Annotated in this window: 19 protein-coding genes and 1 pseudogene; 7 read left to right on the top strand and 13 right to left on the bottom strand. The window is 41.3% G+C overall.

The window, feature by feature from the left end; translation table 11 throughout:
- Nucleotides 1-8: 8 nt before the first annotated feature.
- The 3 genes from ACMAZF_RS05670 to ACMAZF_RS05660 all read right to left on the bottom strand — a co-directional run bounded on the left by ACMAZF_RS05670 (nt 9) and on the right by ACMAZF_RS05660 (nt 2729).
- Nucleotides 9-533, bottom strand: coding sequence for a hypothetical protein (locus ACMAZF_RS05670; RefSeq protein ID WP_435276475.1), 525 nt, complete (start codon nt 531-533; stop codon nt 9-11).
- Nucleotides 534-683: 150 nt separating this feature from the next.
- Nucleotides 684-1694, bottom strand: coding sequence for a lytic murein transglycosylase (locus ACMAZF_RS05665; RefSeq protein WP_435276474.1), 1011 nt, complete (start codon nt 1692-1694; stop codon nt 684-686).
- A 186-nt stretch (nt 1695-1880) separates the two neighbouring features.
- On the bottom strand, nt 1881-2729 hold the full coding sequence (locus tag ACMAZF_RS05660; RefSeq protein WP_435276473.1) for a hypothetical protein: 849 nt from the start codon (nt 2727-2729) through the stop codon (nt 1881-1883).
- A 105-nt stretch (nt 2730-2834) separates the two neighbouring features.
- Between ACMAZF_RS05660 and ACMAZF_RS05655 the strand changes: the two genes are divergently transcribed.
- Both ACMAZF_RS05655 and ACMAZF_RS05650 read left to right on the top strand, forming a co-directional pair.
- A protein-coding gene (locus tag ACMAZF_RS05655) for an IS3 family transposase (protein ID WP_435274180.1) occupies nt 2835-3961 on the top strand; the annotation gives its coding sequence in 2 pieces (ribosomal slippage) (nt 2835-3090 and nt 3090-3961; 1128 coding nt in all).
- 56 nt (nt 3962-4017) lie between these two features.
- The gene (locus ACMAZF_RS05650; protein WP_435276472.1) at nt 4018-4308 is read left to right on the top strand and encodes a hypothetical protein; all 291 of its coding nucleotides are present in this window, start codon (nt 4018-4020) and stop codon (nt 4306-4308) included.
- Nucleotides 4309-4369: 61 nt separating this feature from the next.
- Here ACMAZF_RS05650 and ACMAZF_RS05645 read toward each other — a convergent pair whose 3' ends face one another.
- The 4 genes from ACMAZF_RS05645 to ACMAZF_RS05630 are packed head-to-tail and all read right to left on the bottom strand — an operon-like array spanning nt 4370 to nt 5851.
- Nucleotides 4370-4684: a S24 family peptidase gene (locus ACMAZF_RS05645; protein WP_435276471.1), complete on the bottom strand. Its 315-nt coding sequence runs from the start codon at nt 4682-4684 to the stop codon at nt 4370-4372.
- A gap of 6 nt (nt 4685-4690) precedes the next feature.
- Nucleotides 4691-5188, bottom strand: a complete 498-nt coding sequence (sodN, locus tag ACMAZF_RS05640) for a superoxide dismutase, Ni (protein WP_435276470.1) — start codon at nt 5186-5188, stop codon at nt 4691-4693.
- A gap of 8 nt (nt 5189-5196) precedes the next feature.
- Nucleotides 5197-5406, bottom strand: coding sequence for a hypothetical protein (locus tag ACMAZF_RS05635; RefSeq protein WP_435276469.1), 210 nt, complete (start codon nt 5404-5406; stop codon nt 5197-5199).
- 16 nt (nt 5407-5422) lie between these two features.
- Complete coding sequence (locus ACMAZF_RS05630; protein WP_435276468.1) at nt 5423-5851, bottom strand: hypothetical protein; 429 nt, start codon at nt 5849-5851, stop codon at nt 5423-5425.
- A gap of 157 nt (nt 5852-6008) precedes the next feature.
- On the opposite strand from ACMAZF_RS05630, the gene ACMAZF_RS05625 reads away from it, so the two are divergent.
- Both ACMAZF_RS05625 and ACMAZF_RS05620 read left to right on the top strand, forming a co-directional pair.
- Nucleotides 6009-6305: a hypothetical protein gene (locus ACMAZF_RS05625; RefSeq protein WP_435276467.1), complete on the top strand. Its 297-nt coding sequence runs from the start codon at nt 6009-6011 to the stop codon at nt 6303-6305.
- A gap of 170 nt (nt 6306-6475) precedes the next feature.
- Entirely contained in the window at nt 6476-6814 is a 339-nt protein-coding gene (locus ACMAZF_RS05620; protein WP_435276466.1) for a hypothetical protein, read from the top strand.
- A gap of 194 nt (nt 6815-7008) precedes the next feature.
- Here ACMAZF_RS05620 and thrC read toward each other — a convergent pair.
- From thrC to thrA, 3 genes and pseudogenes are all read right to left on the bottom strand, one after another.
- A pseudogene (gene thrC, locus ACMAZF_RS05615) lies at nt 7009-8287 on the bottom strand (threonine synthase).
- Nucleotides 8274-9245 (bottom strand): homoserine kinase, encoded by a 972-nt coding sequence (thrB, locus tag ACMAZF_RS05610; protein ID WP_435276465.1) that lies wholly within the window; start codon nt 9243-9245, stop codon nt 8274-8276. The pseudogene thrC and the gene thrB overlap by 14 nt, the downstream one beginning before the upstream one ends.
- Before the next feature lie 3 nt (nt 9246-9248).
- Nucleotides 9249-11720: a bifunctional aspartate kinase/homoserine dehydrogenase I gene (gene thrA, locus ACMAZF_RS05605; RefSeq protein WP_435276464.1), complete on the bottom strand. Its 2472-nt coding sequence runs from the start codon at nt 11718-11720 to the stop codon at nt 9249-9251.
- A gap of 1047 nt (nt 11721-12767) precedes the next feature.
- Between thrA and aceK the strand changes: the two genes are divergently transcribed.
- Both aceK and ACMAZF_RS05595 read left to right on the top strand, forming a co-directional pair.
- Complete coding sequence (gene aceK, locus ACMAZF_RS05600) at nt 12768-14504, top strand: bifunctional isocitrate dehydrogenase kinase/phosphatase (protein WP_435276463.1); 1737 nt, start codon at nt 12768-12770, stop codon at nt 14502-14504.
- Between the two features lie 63 nt (nt 14505-14567).
- The gene (locus ACMAZF_RS05595; protein ID WP_435276462.1) at nt 14568-15077 is read left to right on the top strand and encodes an FKBP-type peptidyl-prolyl cis-trans isomerase; all 510 of its coding nucleotides are present in this window, start codon (nt 14568-14570) and stop codon (nt 15075-15077) included.
- A gap of 57 nt (nt 15078-15134) precedes the next feature.
- On the opposite strand, the gene ACMAZF_RS05590 is transcribed toward ACMAZF_RS05595, so the two are convergent.
- The 3 genes from ACMAZF_RS05590 to ACMAZF_RS05580 all read right to left on the bottom strand — a co-directional run bounded on the left by ACMAZF_RS05590 (nt 15135) and on the right by ACMAZF_RS05580 (nt 16350).
- The gene (locus tag ACMAZF_RS05590; protein ID WP_435276461.1) at nt 15135-15701 is read right to left on the bottom strand and encodes a DUF4136 domain-containing protein; all 567 of its coding nucleotides are present in this window, start codon (nt 15699-15701) and stop codon (nt 15135-15137) included.
- Between the two features lie 299 nt (nt 15702-16000).
- The gene (locus ACMAZF_RS05585) at nt 16001-16216 is read right to left on the bottom strand and encodes a hypothetical protein (RefSeq protein WP_435277297.1); all 216 of its coding nucleotides are present in this window, start codon (nt 16214-16216) and stop codon (nt 16001-16003) included.
- Nucleotides 16129-16350 (bottom strand): hypothetical protein, encoded by a 222-nt coding sequence (locus ACMAZF_RS05580; protein ID WP_435276460.1) that lies wholly within the window; start codon nt 16348-16350, stop codon nt 16129-16131. Before ACMAZF_RS05580 ends, ACMAZF_RS05585 begins: the two co-directional genes overlap by 88 nt.
- 838 nt (nt 16351-17188) lie before the next feature.
- Between ACMAZF_RS05580 and ACMAZF_RS05575 the strand changes: the two genes are divergently transcribed.
- Nucleotides 17189-20251: an amidohydrolase family protein gene (locus ACMAZF_RS05575; protein ID WP_435276459.1), complete on the top strand. Its 3063-nt coding sequence runs from the start codon at nt 17189-17191 to the stop codon at nt 20249-20251.

Genomic DNA, 20251 nt, shown 5'->3' with positions numbered 1-20251 from the left:
GAAAAATACTAATCAACATTATAAACACTGTGGTTCAACGATATCAAATTACCAACAGAATCATAAACGCCTTTTGAATAGACATTAAATTTAACATTTCCCTCTTTTAACATCTTAATTGCTTTCCTAATATTAGGATCAACCGCCACGTCTTTATCATCCAATGCTTTAAGTTTAGCTTTCATCGACTCAAGCAAGCTCGCCCTATACTTAGGCGTACCTTGTTCAACGTATTCATTCTTATGTAAACGTTTGTTTTGCCCTGCATTACCACCTTTGGACTCATTCCACTCAAGGACATTACCATCGCGAACGGTCATGCTATCAATATTATTATTCTTTGAACCGTCAGGCCACTGCGGGCTAACATTTTCAGCACCGTCACCGTATCGCTTTTTAACACCGATTTCTGTGAGTAATAAGCCTTCTGCTTCCGATAAATCACGATGTTTTCTATCTAACTCTTTCCATTGTGCAGACGACTTATCAGAGATTTTTTGCTTTCTCGCAATAATTTCACTCCTTTTGTTCACAATACTTTTCAAGTTCATCAAAAAAAAGGGACAGGCAAAAATTTCTCGGGGTCTTGGCGGCTTGCTGAGCCTTACCAAGCAGAGGGCTTTCACCTCCAATCTTTTACCGATTTATCTCGGCGCACTGCCTGTCCCTTTTTTTCCCTTATGTTATTTAATCGGCGGGTACTTTATGCGGTTAGACAAATAACCAACAGCAATGGCGTTATACATGGAATCAGTTAATGCTAATAGATGTTCAAAATTATGATAGGTCAAATAAACACGGCCTTTAATACCGTCAGGTGCAACTAGCTTTGCCGTTAATGTAGCATTAGGTAATGCGCGATTATCAAAGCGAGTAAGACCAAGCGCTTTCCATTGTGATAATGATTTGTAGTCGCCCTTCTCTAACATTGAACGATCAAATTCTTTCGGTAACTTAACTTGGCGCCCCCAAGTATACTTCTCTTGCCAACCGATGTTTTCCAATAGCTTAGCGGTCGTTGCAAAACTGTCATCAACAGAATGCCAAATATCAACTTTTCCGTCTTGGTTATAGTCTTGGTAACTACTGAGATATTGACTTGAATCTATGTTGAATAAACCAACTTTGCCAGTCCAATTACTTTTGATTTCAGTAACGCCTAACGCAGGCGTATTCAATAAGTCGATAGTGGCTTTGATTTCTTGCTGATAATAATCTTGTTGTTGATTCGCATAGGCTAATGAACTCAAGACACTTAACGCATTGTAACCATCAACACTGTCTGAAAAATCATTAGCAACGCCCCATAAAGCCACTAAAAAACGCGGCTGTATGTGATATTTTTTTTCCAATGCTTTGAGCAAAGGCAAATGCTCTTTATATAAAGATCTCGCTTTACTCACACGCTCTTCATTAACTAATCGCGGAAGGAATGTATCAAGCGTTTTAACCTTATTACGCTGGCGCTGTTGAACCACCACCGCTTTTTTAAACAACTTGATAGAATTAAAAGCTTCTTTCGTTTTGTTAGCGTCTGAGCCCTCTTTTACTAAAGTTTTCTCAAGCTGCTTAACGTATTGATAGAAAGATAATCCAGACTGCGCATTTACAGAAAACACGGCACTAATAGCAAAGGTGAACGCTGCAATTCGAGCAATCATAATTATCTTACCAATAAAATAAAGGACAGACATAAATATCTCATTGATTTAACCCAATCACAATCAGTTCAAAATTAAATTGCACTAACTAAAACCAATGAAAAATTGGGCTCATTTAGTAAACAAAAATGAACTGGGGACATGAGAACTACGAAATGATGAAATTTGAACGAGTAAATTCGTCAGCTCTATTGCTGAGGCGGAAAATAATAAGAACAGTTAATACTGAGGATTAGCCGACGCCTTTACACCAACTTCGACCGTGATGGTGAGCATAATCTCGTAAATGAGCTTCATTGCCGGCAAAACTGCCGTATTGCCGTCAATTATTAACAAAAAAGCGCCTGTCCCTTTTATTTCTTTGGCGCGGAGGAATTTAGCCTCTTTGCCTTTAGCCTTCGCCTTTAACTCTTTAATGTCATCAAGGGTTAGGTTGTTCTCTAGACCTTGCTCCATTAAGTTCTCGGCGCGGTGTGCGGCCATCCAGCCGAGCCAACCGTTTAAGTCATCGCCCAACTGCTTGAACGTTTCGACTAAGCCTTGGCTGTCTTCCGAATGAGACTTACCGCCTTCATCTTTCCAAACAACCTTATCTGTCTTCTCTTGGATAACGCCGTCTTTCCACTTAGGCGCACCGTAGTTAGTGACTGCCGTCATTACGTCAGCAACGCCCGTCGCCAAACGCGCCGATACATAGCCCGATTTATCGACCGACCATGCGTCGCCTAAGATATCTTTCTCAGCACGTTTGACGCCCGCAAGGCCATCAAATACGCCCTCTGAAACTGAGTCGTACGCGGCCTTAGCTGTCTTGCGCCAGTTGCCACTTTTGAAGTCATCAACGATACGTTCTACCGTCGACTTCCCCTTAGATTTAGCCCCTTGGCCGATGGCCTCTTCTGCGGCGGTAGCTTTGCGGGAGAATAAAACATCGTCGTTGATATCGTCGTCGGATTGTTCTATTATTTCGGTAGGCTCTTTCGCGGGACTTCGGGATAATGAACTCCCGAGCGGTTCCGCGATTGAACCCTTTTCAAAACTATGGTCGTAATATCTTCGACCGTCCACATGCTCCTTGACTACCGTTACGATATAGAAGTGGACCCTGAAAATCGGACACGATATTAAGTGATTAATCTGCTTTAATAACTAGCATCACAGCTGGAGTAGATTATGACTAGAAAACGTAGAAACCACTCACCTGAGTTTAAAGCTAAGGTGGCATTAGCTGCCGCTAAAGGGGATAAAACTTTAGCAGAGTTAGCACAGCAATTTAGCCTTCATGCAAATCAAATTACAACCTGGAAGCAGGAATTGCTTAAGAACGCCTCGTCGATATTTGATGGAAAGTCTCCGCTAACCAAGGATAATGACATAACAGAGGTCAACAAGTTACACGCTAAAATTGGTCAGTTAACAATGGAAAATGATTTTTTGGCCAAGGTGCTCGATCATTAGATCGAGCCCAGCGAAAGGATTCGCTGGATAAAACCAACAAAGTCGCTATAACACGTCAATGCCAGCTACTTAATATCGCACGCTCTACAGCATATTACTGCCCAATTGGTATTTCTGATGATGAGCTCGCGCTGCGAAAGATGATTGACGAGATCCATCTTGAGCGGCCATACATGGGGAGCCGGCGCATTCGTACGGAACTGGTTAAACTTGGAAAAGACGTTAATCGCAAACGTGTTATTCGACTTATGAAAGCAATGGGTATTGGTGCCGTGTATCCAAAACAACGGACAACGATCGCCGATAAATCGCATAAGATTTATCCTTACTTATTGCGTGACCTTGATATTGTCTATGCAAATCAAGTGTGGGCAATCGATATTACTTATATTCCGATGAAGAAAGGCTTTCTTTATCTTGTGGCAATAATCGACTGGTATAGCCGTAAAATATTGTCTTCTAAGCTCTCGAATACGATGGATACACAGTTCTGTTTGGATGCACTAGATGAGGCATTACAGCGCCATGGAAAACCTGAAATCTTCAATTCGGATCAAGGTAGCCAATTCACTAGCAATGAATTTACCGCTAAGTTAAAAGCTAACGATATCAAGATTAGCATGGATGGAAAAGGCTGCTGGGTAGACAATGTGATGATCGAGCGCTTCTGGAGAAGCTTGAAATATGAAGAGGTTTATTTAAAAGCCTACGAGACCCCCAAAGAAGCAGAACTTGAAATTAGCAACTATATAGTGTTTTATAATGAACAGCGATACCATCAAAGTCTAAACGATTTAACACCAGATCAGGTTTATTTTGCTAGACAAAGGTTCGCCGCATAACTTGGATTAATCACTTAAAACTAAGGTTATGTGTCCAACCAAAGGGGTCCACTTCTGTGTTACCAAATATGGCGCCACTCATTGAATCATTCCAAAGTGGAAAGCTGATGACACCGCATATTGATCAATGGTTTTTAGGTCAGGTGTTATGGCCAGTAATTAAAGACCATAGCTTAATTCACGACAGATGCTTTACTCATCCGTTATCACAACCAATGCCTGGTAATAATCCAGGCGATATCCGCCATATTGGCAGCTGTGAGTATTCCCAAGATAAAGATAAGCAAGAGCAATATTTAGTGCCATGGAAACAGATGTTATATACCCAAACTATTTTAAAATGCTGAAATCGAGCATTTCAAAGAGGTTTGGGTATGTCCACCAGCGAATCAGTAATCGAGTTCAGCCTCAAAACGAGGCTATTTTCTCATTCAGCTGCTTAGGATTAATAACCCAACGGACTTTCCCCAAAATTTGATTAAATGAAATACGGCCGATTTGCTCGACGGACAAACTAGCCTGACTATCCCCCGCTAAATAAAAGCCAGCGGTATTGTCCCCCCAAACTATTCGCTTTACGATAGCGCCATAATAGGGATGAGCAACTTGCACAATATCATTAATGCGATAAAGCCGTGCCGGCCGAACCACCAAAAACGCATCATGCTGAATACCTGGCATCATACTGCGCCCTGCTGCTTTTATAATCTGGTACCCGAACATCTAAATTTACAGCTTAGGATAAATCAAAGTTTGCGACGGTGGATATGGAGAGACAGCACTGAAAACTTCAATGCCCTTCGTTGTCCAAAACACTTCAGCAAACCGATTTACATCATCTAATAGCGCCAATGTCACTGCTTTATCAACGTGCTGTTTTGCCGCTGATGTTTTAAGCATAATACTATGAACTAAATCATGTACCTCTGGGAATAAATCCAATTGAGGCTGCTTAAAGTAATCTCCCCAAATGATTCGAATTTCTTCTTTAACCTTATGTCCGTGCATTTCTTTTTCACTAATCAATCGATTGAACTGCGCTTTGTCATTGAGCGATAATTCTGTTTTGTCAGCGAGTTCGTTGAGTAGATCAACTAAACGAATCATCGTCAAAACAGCCAACTGGGCACTGATAGGATCATAAATTTTACAGGGAATATCACAATGCGCTGAGGCACGTGAAAAATGGCATTTTTTATCTAATTTATTTAATACTTTAAATAACATATTTGCCTCTATCCATTATCTTTGCTGCGATTTTTTAAATAAACTTTACGCAGTTTATAACTTGCAAAGGCACCAATAACAAGCGCGGGAGCAGCCCACAATAAGTGGATTAACCCTGCGCTTGGGTGGCTATGATCATGACCTTCATGTGCCATGGCATAAAACGATAGAACAGATAGTGCTAATGGTGAGAGAGCGATTAGCGATTTATTTAACATGATTTCCTCTTTTAACTTAGTGAAATTGGTGAGCTGGTGTTGATAACCACTCTTTACTGAGTTTTAGTCCCGTAATACAACCGTCGCAAATAGGATGTCGTTGACTAAACTCTAAGAGCGGATGCAACGTAATTTTTGCCGTTAACATCAAAGCATGATGGAATGATGTTGAGCACGCGCCTTGATTAATCAGGCTAAGCACGCGCTGATGTGGGATAGTTAAATAACGTAAGGCTTCACATTCAAGCCCTTGCTGTTCAAACAGCGATGACAAGTTATGTTGCCCAGCAATCCATGCCTGCAACAATTCAATGTTCTCCATGTCGTTATTCCATAAATCTTCAATAATATCGACTGCTTGATAATAAGACTGTTCAGCATCAAACCATGACTGTTGATGAAAACACTCATTACCCACTGCCATCATCATTTTCCATTGATCCATAATACACCACCTCAAATACGAATAATTATCGTTTATAAATGATAATTATTCGTATGTAAAGCTTTTGTGAAAATAATATTGCTTACAAAGCCTGACGTCTAAAACGATCTAGAGCAATTAGTATTCACATTATTCTTTATTCGCTAGGAGTATATAAATGACAATTGCTACCACTCAAACCACTAATTACGGTTTATTGAACACGCCAACAGCACCTATTCAATCTTTTAGTGACGATAAAACAGCGAATAACCAAAAGCAGCCGCTAGGCGGAAATAGCCCGTCCATCTCTCTGTCACAATTAGGGAAAATAAATCAAGAAATTGACGTTACCGCAAATACAATCGATTCAATACTTATCAGCGGCATGTCTAAAGAACAAAAAAAGAAGTTGGTGAGTTATTTAATCAACTCGATTCATTATTTGACAAAAGCCCAACTGAGGAAGGCATAGAACAAAAAGCAGACAAATTATTAAACCGAGTCGATTCGATCATGGAATCAACGTTTAATAAACTCCCAAAAAATCAGCAAGACTCAATCGTTTCATTATCAAAACGTGTTGAACAATGAGAGTCAAACCTTGAGCTTGAACAACAGTTAACGGTTTATTCCCAACAAGACATGATTGCTAGTGCTCAACAAACTGGTCAAACGCAATCTAGTGAAAATAAAGAACAGCTCCTTGCAAGTAGTCATAGAAATGACAGCGAAAAATCATCGAAAAAGGCACTTTCAACGGCCCAACTCAATTCATTGTCAGCCGCTGAACTGCGTAAGCTCCCCGCCGCCACGTTGAAAAAGTTAAGTGCTGCGCAACTTAATAAACTCTCGACAGCGCAGCTAAATAACCTCGACCTAGCACAGCTCAAACGCCTTTCATCAAGTGCTGTCTCAAAGCTCAACGAAGGACAGTTATACCAAGTTGACAAAGTTATTGCCCACTTTTGCTGGTTAAAATAAAATGAATGTTGCGTTGCTTTCAATCCCAATAGCCAGCTATTGCTCAATCAAGCGCCTTGCCTTCATTTGTTGTTCCTTCGCAAAACAAGATCACAAACTTAATCAAATTAATGGTATTAGCTAAACTAAATAATGGATAATAAAAAAGCGCACAACCCTGAAAGAATTGTGCGCTTCAATCACTAAACTGATGATTAAATAGCCATTAAATGACCACGTAATTGAGCAAAGTTCGCATCAATATCTTTCGACAAAATATCTTTATCAGCGACATCTGCCAATGCTTTTGGCAGCGTTATATGAATATCTAAAATCTCTTCAACAGACTCTTGGAACTTCGAAGGATGCGCGGTACACAAGAACACGCCTGTTTCGCCTGCTTGCAGCGAGTTATTAAGTGCGAACGATGCGATAGCACCATGAGGCTCACATAAATAATCAATGGCGTATAGGTCTTTTAAGCCGCTAACAGTTTGCGCCTCATCAACCTTAACACCCGTGATTAACGATTTGTCCCAATGCTTCACTTTAAGTCAGCTCTTCGATGCGTGGCCAATTGTTTGGCGCTGAAACATCCATCGCATTTGAGCGTGTCGCGACTGTCGGTGTAGGCGACCATTCTCCTGAAGCTAAATAACGTGGCACCGTGTCATTAAGGTTCGTCGCAGCGATAAAGCGCTTAATTGGCAGCCCCATTGCTTTAGCCAACATACCCGCCGTTAAATCGCCAAAGTTTCCTGATGGCACGCTGATCACAATTTCTTTGCGCTCGGCTTTAGGGATCTTTGCAACTACTTCAAAGTAATAACAAATCTGCGCTAATAAACGCGCAATGTTAATCGAGTTTGCAGAGTTAAGACTAATCGCTTCTTTAAGTTCAAGATCGTCAAACGCATCTTTAACCAATTGCTGACAATCATCAAAACGACCTTCAACCGCAAAGGTATGGATGTTATCGCCTAGCGTACAAAACAGCTTTTCTTGTAAAACGCTGATTTTCCCTTTTGGATACAGCACCGCGACATTAATATTATCTAAGCCATAAAACGCATGAGCCACTGCCGCACCAGTATCACCAGAAGTTGCCGTTAAAATCGTCGCTTTTTCGCCTTTACCTAAATGATTTAAACACTGTGCTAAAAAGCGTGCGCCAAAATCTTTAAACGCCAATGTTGGCCCATGAGTCAATTCAAGTGCATAGACACCATCGCGAACCGGTTGTACCGCTAACGGAAAGTTAAACGCGCTACGCACCATACTCTCAACCGCATCATTACCGAGTTCATCTCCCAGAAATGCCGTTAAAATATTAACACTACGCGTGACAAAGTCTTGCTCTAATAGTTCATCAACGTTACCTAATTGCGGAATGTACGATGGAAAGAACAACCCTTGGTTATCACCTAATCCTAATTTCACCGCTTGAGCAAAAGATACTCGTTGCTCATTTTTCTTTAAATTATACAGTTCCACGATTTGCCTCCCTACGGGCACCTTGACTATCTAGTTTACAGACGTGGCAAAAGCCATCGTCGTTTTGAATATAGTTGTCTTGTAAATAAAGTGCTAATTGCTCAGCCTTTGTTAAATTATCTGTTACTGCAAACAATGTTGGTCCGCTGCCACTTATGCCACTGGCGATAGCGCCCATATCAAGCATTGCTTGTTTATTTTCAGTGAATTTTGGAATGATTGGCCCGCGTACAGGCTCTGCAATCACATCCACTAATAATTGCGCGGCCAATTCACTATCGCCGCGATGGCTAGCATCAACAAAGGCAGCGATGTTTTGGCCAAATTTAAGTGCTGTTTTTAAATCAACAGCCTTAGGCATGATTTCACGTGCCTCAGCGGTTGATACCTTGACGCCTGAATATGCCACCACCCAATACCAATCATCGAACGTAGGTAAGCTCGAACAAAGTTGATTGCCCTGCTCTACCATCAATTGCAAACCGCCAAGGTAACTCGGCGCGACATTGTCATAATGAACACTGCCACTAATTTGTCCTTCAAGTTGTCCCATTAACAGCAATAAATCATGGTTAGATAACGCGTTATCATAAAACTCGTTCAAGGCATAAAGCGCGGCAACAACCGATGCGGCGCTCGATCCTAAACCACTGCCTACAGGTAATTCTTTTTCTAACACCATCGAAATCGATTGGTGTGATAAGCCTCTCTTAGCTAGCGTTTTGTGATAAGCCACCGCGCAGTCATATAAAATATTTTGTTTAGGATCGCTTGGCAACTTGTGAGCAAAGCGGCCGATGGTTTGCACATCAATCGCTAGTTCATTGGCATCATTCTCGCTAATAGTGACAAAATCACCTAATAACTGACCATCAACTGGCGATAATGCGCCGCCAAGCACATCAAAGCCAACACTGACATTGCCCATCGATGCTGGTGCAAATACCCGAATACTCATTAATTAAACCTCACGTTGCCATGCTAATGTACGTAGCATATCAGCAAAAATACCCGCTGCGGTTACTTCATTACCCGCACCGTAACCACGTAAGACTAACGGAATTGGTTGATAGTAGCGTGATGTAAAGGCCAGTGCGTTTTCGCCGCCTTTGACGCCAAATAATGGCTCACTCGCACCAAAGGCTTTGATTTGTACCTTACATACACGCTCGTCACCTTCGCCTTCGATAACCCCAACATAACGCAATACTTTACCTTGCTCGCTTGCGTCATTAACGCGCTGAGCAATCGCCGCATCAGCTTGTGGTAAGTTCGCCATAAACTCATCAATAGAGCCGGATGCATCAAAGCCTGCTGGCAATACCGAATCAACTTGAATATCTTCAAGTTCTAATTCCATGCCTGTTTCACGGGCTAAAATGAGCACTTTACGCGCCACATCCATCCCACTTAAATCATCACGAGGATCAGGTTCAGTAAAGCACTTGTCTTTCGCTATTTTCGTCGCTTGTGACAATGTCATACCGTCATCAAGTTGACCAAAAATAAACGAAAGAGAGCCAGATAACACACCGCTAAATTCCACTAGTTCATCACCTGCACTTAATAAATTTTGCAAGTTATCAATAACAGGTAGGCCAGCACCTACGGTTGTTTCATATAAGAATCGGCGACGTTTAAATAATGCGGCTTTACGAAGTTTTTCGTAATAATCTTGTGAGGCCGTATTAGCTTTCTTGTTTGGTGTTACTACATGGAAACCAGCTTCTAATAATGACACATACTGATCGGCAATAAACTGACTCGATGTACAATCAACCACCAACGGGTTAAGCAAGTGATTATCTTTTGCAAACGAAATTAATCGCGCAACATCATAACCTTCATTGGTAACAGCAAGCGCTTCACGCCAACTAGCGAGCTCAATACCTTGCGTTGTCAGCACCATTTGCTTTGAATTGGCGATACCGCAAACTCTAATAGCAATGTTTTGTTTCGCTAAATACGCTTGTTGCTGGCTCACTTGACTCAATAGTTCAGCACCAACGTTACCCGCACCGACTAAAAACAGATCGATATATTGCATCGAATTAAAGAATCGCTGATGACACGCTTTGATTGCTCGAGAGCAGCGATGTTGATCGACGACTGTTGAGATAGAGCGCTCAGAGCTACCCTGCGCAATCGCAACAACATTAACGCGTGCTTGAGTAAGTGCTTGGAAGAATTTAGCGGCTACGCCTTGCACTGTCTTCATGCGATCGCCAATTACGGAAATAATCGCCAATTGATGACGAATTTCTAGTGGCTCCAATAAATCATTTTTAAGCTCTAATTCAAATTCCGCTTCCAATGCCGCTTTTGCCACAAGGTGATCACACGAAGGTACACAGAAACTAATACTATATTCACTGGATGATTGCGTGATAAGGCTAATAGAAACACCCGCCAATGAAATCGATTCAAATATGCGTGATGCCATACCAACCATGCCCTTCATACCAGGGCCTGATACGCTGATCATTGAAATATCATCAAGGTTTGAAATCGCCTTCACTTGGTTTTCATCATCTTGACGGTCGCTAGAGACGAGCGAGCCCGGCGCATCAGGGTTAAAGCTGTTTTTAATTAAACAAGGGATATGATATTGCGCAATAGGAACGATAGTTTTTGGATGCAGAACCTTGGCACCAAAATAAGAAAGCTCCATTGCTTCTTGATAACTTAATTGCTCAATAAGTTGCGCATCTGCAACCAAACGTGGATCGGCGTTATAAACACCGTCTACGTCAGTCCAGATTTCACAGCAATCAGCACGTAAACACGCCGCTAAACACGCTGCTGAATAATCAGAGCCATTACGGCCTAGGGTAACGATTTCGCCGTAACTATTAGCCGCGGTGAAGCCCGGCATGAGCCAGATGCGTGACGCTGATAAATCTTTGTTTTCAATTTTAGAACGCGACAGTTCAATATCAACTTGTGCTTCTAAGTAATCACTGTTTGCCATCATGAAATCGCGTGGTTCAAGCAAATCAACGGATAAACCACGTGCCGTTAATAACTGGCGCATAATGGCAATCGATAATCGCTCACCAACAACGAGGAGTTGAGCACGAATATTATCAGGACATTGTGCGAGCAAATTGACGCCATTAAGTGTACGAGTCACTAGTTCGTATTCCACATCCCACACAGCATCGACTTGCGCCTTATCAAAAGCAGGGTATTTGTTGGCTAGGCCATCAACAATGTGTCTAAACGTTGCTTTAACTCTTGAAAGTGCATCATTGTCACTCGCGCCAGTGCAATTACAGTCCACTGCTTCAACAATATTATTCGTGGTTTTACCCGGTGCAGACAACACGACAGCGAGTTGCCCTTTGCCACTTCTCTCAACCAAAATATCTGCAACACGTTCAACTCGCTCTAAATCAGCTAACGAGGAACCACCAAACTTCATTACGCGCATCTTCTACTCCACTTACTCTTAAACTTTTACTCACTTGCCATCAAAAAAATAGCGCCCTAAAACGAAAAAACCCGCGTCGGTTACGGCGCGGGTTTTTGCTAAATCTGTTTTACTCTACAGCGCAAACACCCCTCCGGAAATAATACCGATGGTAATAATATGGGTGTTAGTTGTCAGTAACATTATGCTGCTGTGCTCTGTTGAATAATTGTCCTTTAGAATGACAGATAAAAAACGTCTGTCAATCACAAATAATTAACAATATTCGCGACTTTAGTCGATACAAGCAATAATCTTGATGGAATAAACTTTAATCCTATCTCATTATTTGATTATACCAATTGCATTAAGTAAGTGATCTTGTTGTGCGTAGAGAAAATCAGCTAAAACAAGGCGCTCGATTGACTAATAGCTGGCTATTAGGATTGAGAGCAACGCCATTTTAGTTAATTTTAACAAGTACAAGTGGGCAAATATTTAATGCAATTAATGGTATTAGACTAGGGTCTGTTGATCTTTGTGGTTCAAATTTTGTTCAATCCAAAAGGATTTTGGGCACATGTTCATTGTTCCAGACTGAACATAAGCACCCACATCCTTGTGGGCGAGGCATGAGGATTGATGCTGGGTTTACCCCAGTGAATGACGAATAACGCCGCACAAAATACTTTTAGGTGAATCCTACGGACAGCATTTGTTTGTTGTTTCTAAGGCGTTATCGCCTATTCGTGTATTGCTACAGGGATGTAGCTCATTAGGATAATGCAGGAGCTATTATCGAGCCAGCTACACCACATAGGCTATGCCTTGTAGAAATCCCAAACAAATTGCTGCAAAAATGAACTCAAAAGATCAACAGACCCTATATTAACGCTATATCTAAGATGATTTAGTTCTTATCTCTAGATGCTGGATTTAGCAGGATAACCGTTATTCACTTTACGAAAAATTTATGTCGATAGTAAAAACAGTGTTAAGTAACTTGCAACTACACTGTCTTTTCCATTAGATTAAAACTCATGTTTAACAACGTTATCTGTACTTGCTTTGAATAAACCTAATGGATATTTAAGTTTCCAACAAACGCTGACTCCGGCATCACTCGCTGTCAATATTCTAAAAGGATTTGAGAAAAGCTATCGTCAGTTTTGTTTAATTACGCAGGATTCAAAAACACGATTTGAGAATCAGGATTGGGCGGGTGTCCAATTAGCCAATAAAGAGCGACTTCAAAGCTATGAACATATGATTAGCATGTTGTCATCCAAGCTTTATAATCAACTCGACTCACCTAAAATATCGACGGCATTGTGGCAAAAAACTAAGTCATATTACAGCAGACTCCTAGCTGGACACCCACAAGCACAACAAGCTGAAACCTTTTTCAATTCAACGTTCTCACGCCTTTTTCACCGCCAAGGAATCAATCCACAACACCTTTACATTCAATCAACGATTGCCACGCCAATAACCTATGATGTCACTGCGCTTTGCTACAACGTTCCTATTGGCGGCATCGTCTCTACCTGTATCGAATCAATTCTTCATAAGTTTCGTTTTAATAGTCAGTGGCGTAGCCTTAGCGATGATGTAACAGCTATCCGTAAACAATTGACACCATTAATCAAGAAACATTGTTTTCGTCATATTGAGCTCATTCAACATGTTTTTTATCGCAACAAAGGGGCTTATCTCATTGGTCGCCTTAAGGGCAAACATCAATTGCCTATCGTGTTTGCACTATTGAATGACGAAAACGGAAATCTTTATGTCGATGCGGTACTCACTCAACGAGATGACTTGAGCATCCTGTTTGGTTTTGCACGAGCCTATTTTATGGTTAATGGTAAAGCCACCAGCCAAATCATTGCATATTTGAACGAATTGATGCCGAGTAAACCCCGTTACGAATTATGGTCGGCACTTGGTTTAGTTAAGCACAGTAAAACAGAGTTTTACCGTCAGCATCTCGCTCACCTAGCGCAAACAAACGATCAATTTGAAATAGCTGATGGGATCAAAGGCATGGTTATGACAGTGTTTACCCTGCCCTCAAGTGATACTGTCTTTAAAATCATTAAAGACGAATTCGCACCGCCCAAACAAGTAACCCATCAAATTGTTAAGGATCGCTATAAACTAGTAAAAGAGCATGACCGTGTCGGTCGTATGGCAGATACACAGGAGTTTTCAAATTTTCACTTCCCTCGCCAGCGGATCTCAGCGGCATTACTCGACGAACTCAAAAAAGCTGCTCCATCACAGTTACTTATCACCGACGAGCACATCATTGTCAAACATCTCTATACCGAGCGGCGCATGATCCCCCTCAATATATTTTTGAGGCAAGCGAACCCAACACAAGTTAATAACGCGGTCGATGAATATGGCAATGCCATTAAGCAATTAGCTGCCGCCAATATATTTCCAGGCGATATGTTATTTAAGAATTTTGGAGTAACTCGCCATGGCCGTGTCATTTTTTATGATTACGATGAAATTTGGTACATGCATCAATGTAATTTTAGAACGATTCCTAAGCCAGAAACCTATGAGCAAATGATCGCCAGTGAACCTTGGTATCGGGTTGGCGAATTTGATGTGTTTCCCGAAGAGTTCGCGCATTTCATGTTAGGACAATCACGCGTGAAACGAAGTTTTATGAAGTTACACCCAGAGCTACTCTTAGCTGACTATTGGCGTCAATTACAGGAAAATTTTAACCAAGGAATTTACGCAGATGTTTATCCATATCGCAAAGATAAACGATTGTTTCACAAATAGCTTTAAAGCCCTGTGTCAAGACGTTAGACTAGCAAAAAATTTTTAATTAATGAGCGTAAAACTATGCATATCAAAAAAGACATTGTCGTTAGCCTTCACTATCGTTTAACTGACGATCAACAACAAGAAATTGAAAACTCATTTGGCGATGTACCTATGTCCTATTTGCACGGTCATAATACAATGATCCCAGGCCTTGAAGCAGCGGTTGAAGGTAAGCAAGCTGGCGATCGTTTAGACGTCACTATCTCACCTGAAAATGGCTATGGCGAATACGTTGAAGAGCGTAAACAACAAGTGCCAGCAGCGGCATTTGAAGGATTAGATCCTCAACTAGGTATGCAATTTACAGCAGATACTGATCAAGGCCCAATGCCAGTGACTGTTATTGAAGTGACTGATGAGCACGTTACTGTAGACGGTAATCACCCTTTCGCAGGTCAAACACTTCACTTTGAAGTTGAAATCGTTGAACTGCGTGACGCGACACCAACGGAGTTAGAACATGGTCGACTTCATCAAGAAGGCGGTTGTGGTCATGATCACGGCGAAGGCGAAAGCTGCTGTCACTAATGATGACATAAAAAAATCCCGCTCAATTGAGCGGGATTTTTTGATAATTTAAACAAATTATTGTGGTGGAAAGTTAGCGAGTATTTCATTAACCGCAATATTCACTTTTTCGGCACGTTTTTCTGGATTCGACTTTTGACTCAATCGAGTATCGAACGAACCACGCCAAATAAGTTCTTTTTTCGGCGCAATAAAATCTATCACTAACGCACCTTCTTTATATTCTCGCTGTAAGCTATTTAAGTTCATATGTAGGCTTGAATGAGAGCCATAATAGCCGCGGCCAAAACTCCAATAGAACGGATGAGTATTTGCAACATCTCGTTCACGCTTTTTACTAATTGTTGTGTGGAAGTTTACTAATACTGAGGCTTCACTTGGTGCTACTTTACGTAGTCCTTTAGCTGCCAATCTTGCTTCAATCGCATTAACAATACGTTTATTGTTTATGTCACTATTAAAGTACTCTTTGTCACTGCCAGTAGGTTTAGATTCTACAACCCATGCATAGGTAGATAGTTGGGAAAAGTTAACGGAATTATCATAGTCATAATTCGGCGTTGATTTACATCCTGTTAATAACAACGCTAATCCAATTAATGGGGCGATAGCAATTTTCATCATAAACTCCTTAATATTTGTGATCTTAGTTTATCAGCTTTGACAATAAACATCGTAATTAATTGTTATACCAATTGCATTAAGTAAGTGATCTTGTTGTGCGTAGAGAAAATCAGCTAAAACAAGGCGCTCGATTGACTAATAGCTGGCTATTAGGATTGAGAGCAACGCCATTTTAGTTAATTTTAACAAGTACAAGTGGGCAAATATTTAATGCAATTGGTATTACTCTTACTCATTATTAGCGTTAAACAGTAAATTAGTTTATCAAAACTTGGTTAATATCAACTGAATTAAAGTGCCTAGTCGTCCTCTATAACGCAGAACGCATCAAGCCATTGCGCACTAGACTGACGATGTAAAACTTTGATTTCACCGGCCACATTTTGATCGTCCAAACTCGCTAGGGCTATCGCTACATAGTCTGACATCAGATCTGGCATAGCCCACTCAATGTTACTTCCACACAACATGCAAAATTTTCGTTCAACATCAGAGCTAGAGCGATAACTCTGCAACGATTGAGCGCCTTGTAGTAGATATCAGCACGCTTAAAACGGGCACAGGTGGCAAAAGCCGCACCGTGTTGCTTTTGCCACATAGTGCAATGACAATGTGATACCTTTTGTGGTTGTGCACTAATGGAAAACACCACTTAACCGCAAAGACAACTTCCTCGATTCATTATTTCCTCCTTGACTATACCCATTTACTAACGCTTAAAATAACAGGTCGTGTCCATATCAACGACTTCAACACTAACGATGGTATCACTATCAACAATAACTTTTACTGATTCTCCAACAATACCCAAGCCACTTGAAGATGCATGTTTCAGAGTTCGGGTAGGATTCGAATACAAGGCATGATTTTTAATTAATGGTTATTCCCTGATTATGAATCATAACGCGGTAGTCGTGTTCTACCCGAACTCCCGTAGGGCAAGGCGATAAGCGACCAACTGCGTCGTTATAAAATATTTGTTAAGAATGACTTAACGACACATCTTATGCCTAGCATTTGGCACGCTTCTCGATTTGCTGAAATCGAGCATCTTCATGTGGTTTGGGTATACAGACAACGAACGCTTCTGCTCACCGGTTCTGCCATGCCAAATCTTCGCTTGTATATGAACAAAGAGTGCAGGTTGATATTCAGAATATTCGATGGCGCGAACTTAGATATCTGGGCCTGTAAATAATTGAGAATTAACAGCCGCCTCACGAACGCTTGTTAATAATTGATGACTATCGATAGCAGCTGCATGTTCAATAATAAAATGTGGCATCGTGAATGGTAGTTTCGATTAAACATTGGTGATACCTACTTTACTGTCCTATTTTGATGAAGTCACGTTATAAAATGTTACATTTACTTACACTTGAGAAACATTAACAGCCTGTTTTATATGACACGAAGCGCCTCATAATTTAAAGTAACGCCAACAGTTTTATGCTCACTGTTTACAACAATAATGACAAGAGATAATTATGATAAAAAAAGCACTCAGCAGTGCCATTATCGCAGGACTTGCAAGCCAAAGTGTCTTGGCTGACCAAACATCTCCTGTGCTTGGCATGCACCATAAAACGCCAGATTTAATGGCATTTACCAACGCCACCATTTACACATCACCTAACGTAAAACTCACTAACGCCACCTTAGTTATTGAAAACGGACACATTAAGTCTGTTAGTAAAAATGGCAAACTCCCTAAAGGAGCCAGTGTTGTTGATGCCAAGGGGTTAACAATTTACCCAGGTTTCATTGACGTTTACTCAGAATATGGCATTGATTTTAGCTACCCATCGTCTAAAACACGTGGTCCGGTATATCGCATTGACCGCATTGGCGGCAACGCTGCCAACGGCGCTATCCATGCTCAAATGAATTGGAGCGATCACTTTTCCCCAGATCAGAAAGCAGCTCAAAAGTATCTAAAAAATGGATTTACCGCCGTTCAAACAGCAAAACATGACGGTATTTTACAAGGACGCGGCGTTACAGTGAGCTTAGCTGACGGCATTGCTAACGAACTAGTTTACAACGCCAATGCCCAACATTTTGCGTCATTTAACAAAGGTAGCTCAGCACAAAACTACCCAAGTTCATTGATGGGAAGCATCGCGCTGTTACGTCAAACATTTTCAGACGCTAATTGGTATCAAAAAAGCCAAGGTAAATCAGTTACTTTTGCGGGCGATAACATTGAATATAACGCGGCCTTAAATGCAATTAGTAACATTGAGAAGCAAGGTGTTTTCTTTAGTAGTCAAAGTGAACAATCGCTACTACGTGCGGCTAAGCTGTTAAATAACTTTGATATCAAGGCAACATTCTTAGGCAGTGGTTTTGAATACGCACGCTTAGATGAAATTGGTCAGCTTAACGCAAACCTAGTTATGCCACTGACATTTGCAGAAAAGCCGACACTTGGTACAACTCAAGGGCATGATATCTCTCTGGCAGACTTACGCCATTGGGAGCGTAACCCTGGTAACCTTGCTACGCTTGAAGATTCAAAGCTTAAGTTAGCAATTACTAGTCACGGTACCAAAGGCAATGATTTCCTCACGAATCTTCGCACCGCTGTAAAACATGGTTTAAGCGAAAAAGCAGCGTTAGCAGCGTTAACAACTAATCCTGCAAAAATAGCAGGCATTGCTAACGAAGCAGGACAATTAAAAGCTGGATACAACGCCGATTTCGTTATTACTAAAGGCGATATCTTTAAAAATGGCGATATTGTATCGGTGTGGACGCAAGGCCAAGAGCACCAGTTTGTAAACCCGACACATTTAGCGATGAGTGGCGATTACTCACTTAAGAGTCATCACAGTGATGAACCACTCTCTGTATCTATCGATTTAGCCGGTAAAAAAGCCAAGGTGACTATTAAACAAGGTGACACGACGCTTAAAACCAGCAATGTTGAGAAAACAAACGATAGCGTTAGCTTTGTGGTAACAGAAAACGATCAAGCGATACGTTATCGTTTATGGCAAGGCGACCAAAAAAACGCCCTTGAAGGCCGTCAAATTGATAGCAAACAGCAATCAATGCTGGTGACAGCGAATGAGGTGACTAAAGACGCCGAAGTGGCTAAGAAATCAGTGGATGATTCGATTGAATATGTTGGCAAATTGACCTGGCCCAATCGCGCATTTGGTCAAGCAACATTGCCAAAATCGCAAAAGTTGCACCTTAAAAACGCAACGGTTTGGACGTCAGAAGATGCTGGTATCCTTGAAAATACCGATGTTATCGTGGCCAACGGTAAATTTGTAAAAATAGGAAAAAATCTAAATACGCCTTCCGGTTATCAAGCGATTGATGCTACAGGTAAACATATTACCGCAGGCATCGTTGACGAACATTCACACATTGCAATCTCTCGAGGTGTTAACGAGGGAACAGAAGCCATTACCGCCGAAGTACGCATTGGTGATGTTGTAAATCCTGATGATATCCAGATTTATCGCTCACTGGCCGGTGGTACAACGACAGCTCAACTGTTACACGGCAGTGCAAACCCTATTGGCGGACAAGCGCAAATTATCCAACTGAAATGGGGGGAATCAGCGCAAAACATGAAAATGAGAAATGTACCAGGCTCTATCAAGTTCGCGTTAGGTGAAAACGTTAAACAAAGTAACTGGGGCTCAGACTACCGTTCTCGCTATCCGCAAACTCGTATGGGTGTTGAAGCGGTCATGAAAGATGCCTTTGTTCGCACTAAAGAATACAAGGCAGCGCAAAAAGCTTACGGTAAATTGAGTAGTAGTGAAAAACGAAAAACCGCATCTATTCGTAAAGATTACCGTCTTGAAACACTTGATGAGATTTTAAAGTCGCAACGTCACGTACACATTCATTCATATGTCCAATCTGAGATTTTAATGTTCTTGCGACTAGCAGAGCAATTTGATTTCACGGTAACAACCTTTACGCATATTCTTGAAGGCTACAAACTTGCCGATGAAATGGCTAAACACGGTGCTGGTGGCTCTACATTTGCTGATTGGTGGGGTTACAAGTTCGAAGTATATGATGCGATCCCACAAAATGCCTGCTTGATGAATCAACGTGGCGTATTAACGAGTATTAACTCTGATAGTCCAGATTTACAACGTCGTCTGAATCAAGAAGCTGCAAAATCAATTACTTACTGTGATATGTCACAAGAAGACGCATGGAAAATGGTAACCATTAACCCTGCTAAACAGTTAAAAATTGATAACCGCACAGGTAGTATTAAAACAGGTAAGCAAGCCGATTTCGTTATCTGGGATCACAACCCATTGTCAGTATACGCGCGCGCAGAGCAAACTTGGATTGACGGTCGTCAATACTTCGACTTAGCAACAGACATGGTAGCTAGAAAAGCACAGCGTGTTGAAAAGTCTCAGTTAATCAATAAATTAATTGGCGATAAATCACCTAAAGCAAGCTCAACTGCGCTAAGTGCAAGCGAGAAAATGATGCAACCTGTTTGGCATTGTGATGATCAACATGACACTTGGCAACAACACATCGATCATGGAGTACACTAA

Source organism: Psychrobium sp. nBUS_13 (assembly GCF_051201665.1).
GTDB lineage: Bacteria > Pseudomonadota > Gammaproteobacteria > Enterobacterales > Psychrobiaceae > Psychrobium.
This window is presented reverse-complemented; position numbering and strand designations above follow the sequence as displayed.

Coding starts and splice junctions, on each gene's coding strand:
- ACMAZF_RS05620 (WP_435276466.1), top strand. CDS start 6,476: ATGATTGCTAGTGCTCAACAAACTGGTCAAACGCAATCTAGTGAAAAT.
- ACMAZF_RS05575 (WP_435276459.1), top strand. CDS start 17,189: ATGATAAAAAAAGCACTCAGCAGTGCCATTATCGCAGGACTTGCAAGC.
- ACMAZF_RS05645 (WP_435276471.1), bottom strand. CDS start 4,684: ATGTTCGGGTACCAGATTATAAAAGCAGCAGGGCGCAGTATGATGCCA.
- sodN (WP_435276470.1), bottom strand. CDS start 5,188: ATGTTATTTAAAGTATTAAATAAATTAGATAAAAAATGCCATTTTTCA.
- ACMAZF_RS05625 (WP_435276467.1), top strand. CDS start 6,009: ATGACAATTGCTACCACTCAAACCACTAATTACGGTTTATTGAACACG.
- thrA (WP_435276464.1), bottom strand. CDS start 11,720: ATGCGCGTAATGAAGTTTGGTGGTTCCTCGTTAGCTGATTTAGAGCGA.
- ACMAZF_RS05590 (WP_435276461.1), bottom strand. CDS start 15,701: ATGATGAAAATTGCTATCGCCCCATTAATTGGATTAGCGTTGTTATTA.
- ACMAZF_RS05635 (WP_435276469.1), bottom strand. CDS start 5,406: ATGTTAAATAAATCGCTAATCGCTCTCTCACCATTAGCACTATCTGTT.
- ACMAZF_RS05595 (WP_435276462.1), top strand. CDS start 14,568: ATGCATATCAAAAAAGACATTGTCGTTAGCCTTCACTATCGTTTAACT.
- thrB (WP_435276465.1), bottom strand. CDS start 9,245: ATGAGTATTCGGGTATTTGCACCAGCATCGATGGGCAATGTCAGTGTT.
- ACMAZF_RS05665 (WP_435276474.1), bottom strand. CDS start 1,694: ATGTCTGTCCTTTATTTTATTGGTAAGATAATTATGATTGCTCGAATT.
- ACMAZF_RS05630 (WP_435276468.1), bottom strand. CDS start 5,851: ATGGATCAATGGAAAATGATGATGGCAGTGGGTAATGAGTGTTTTCAT.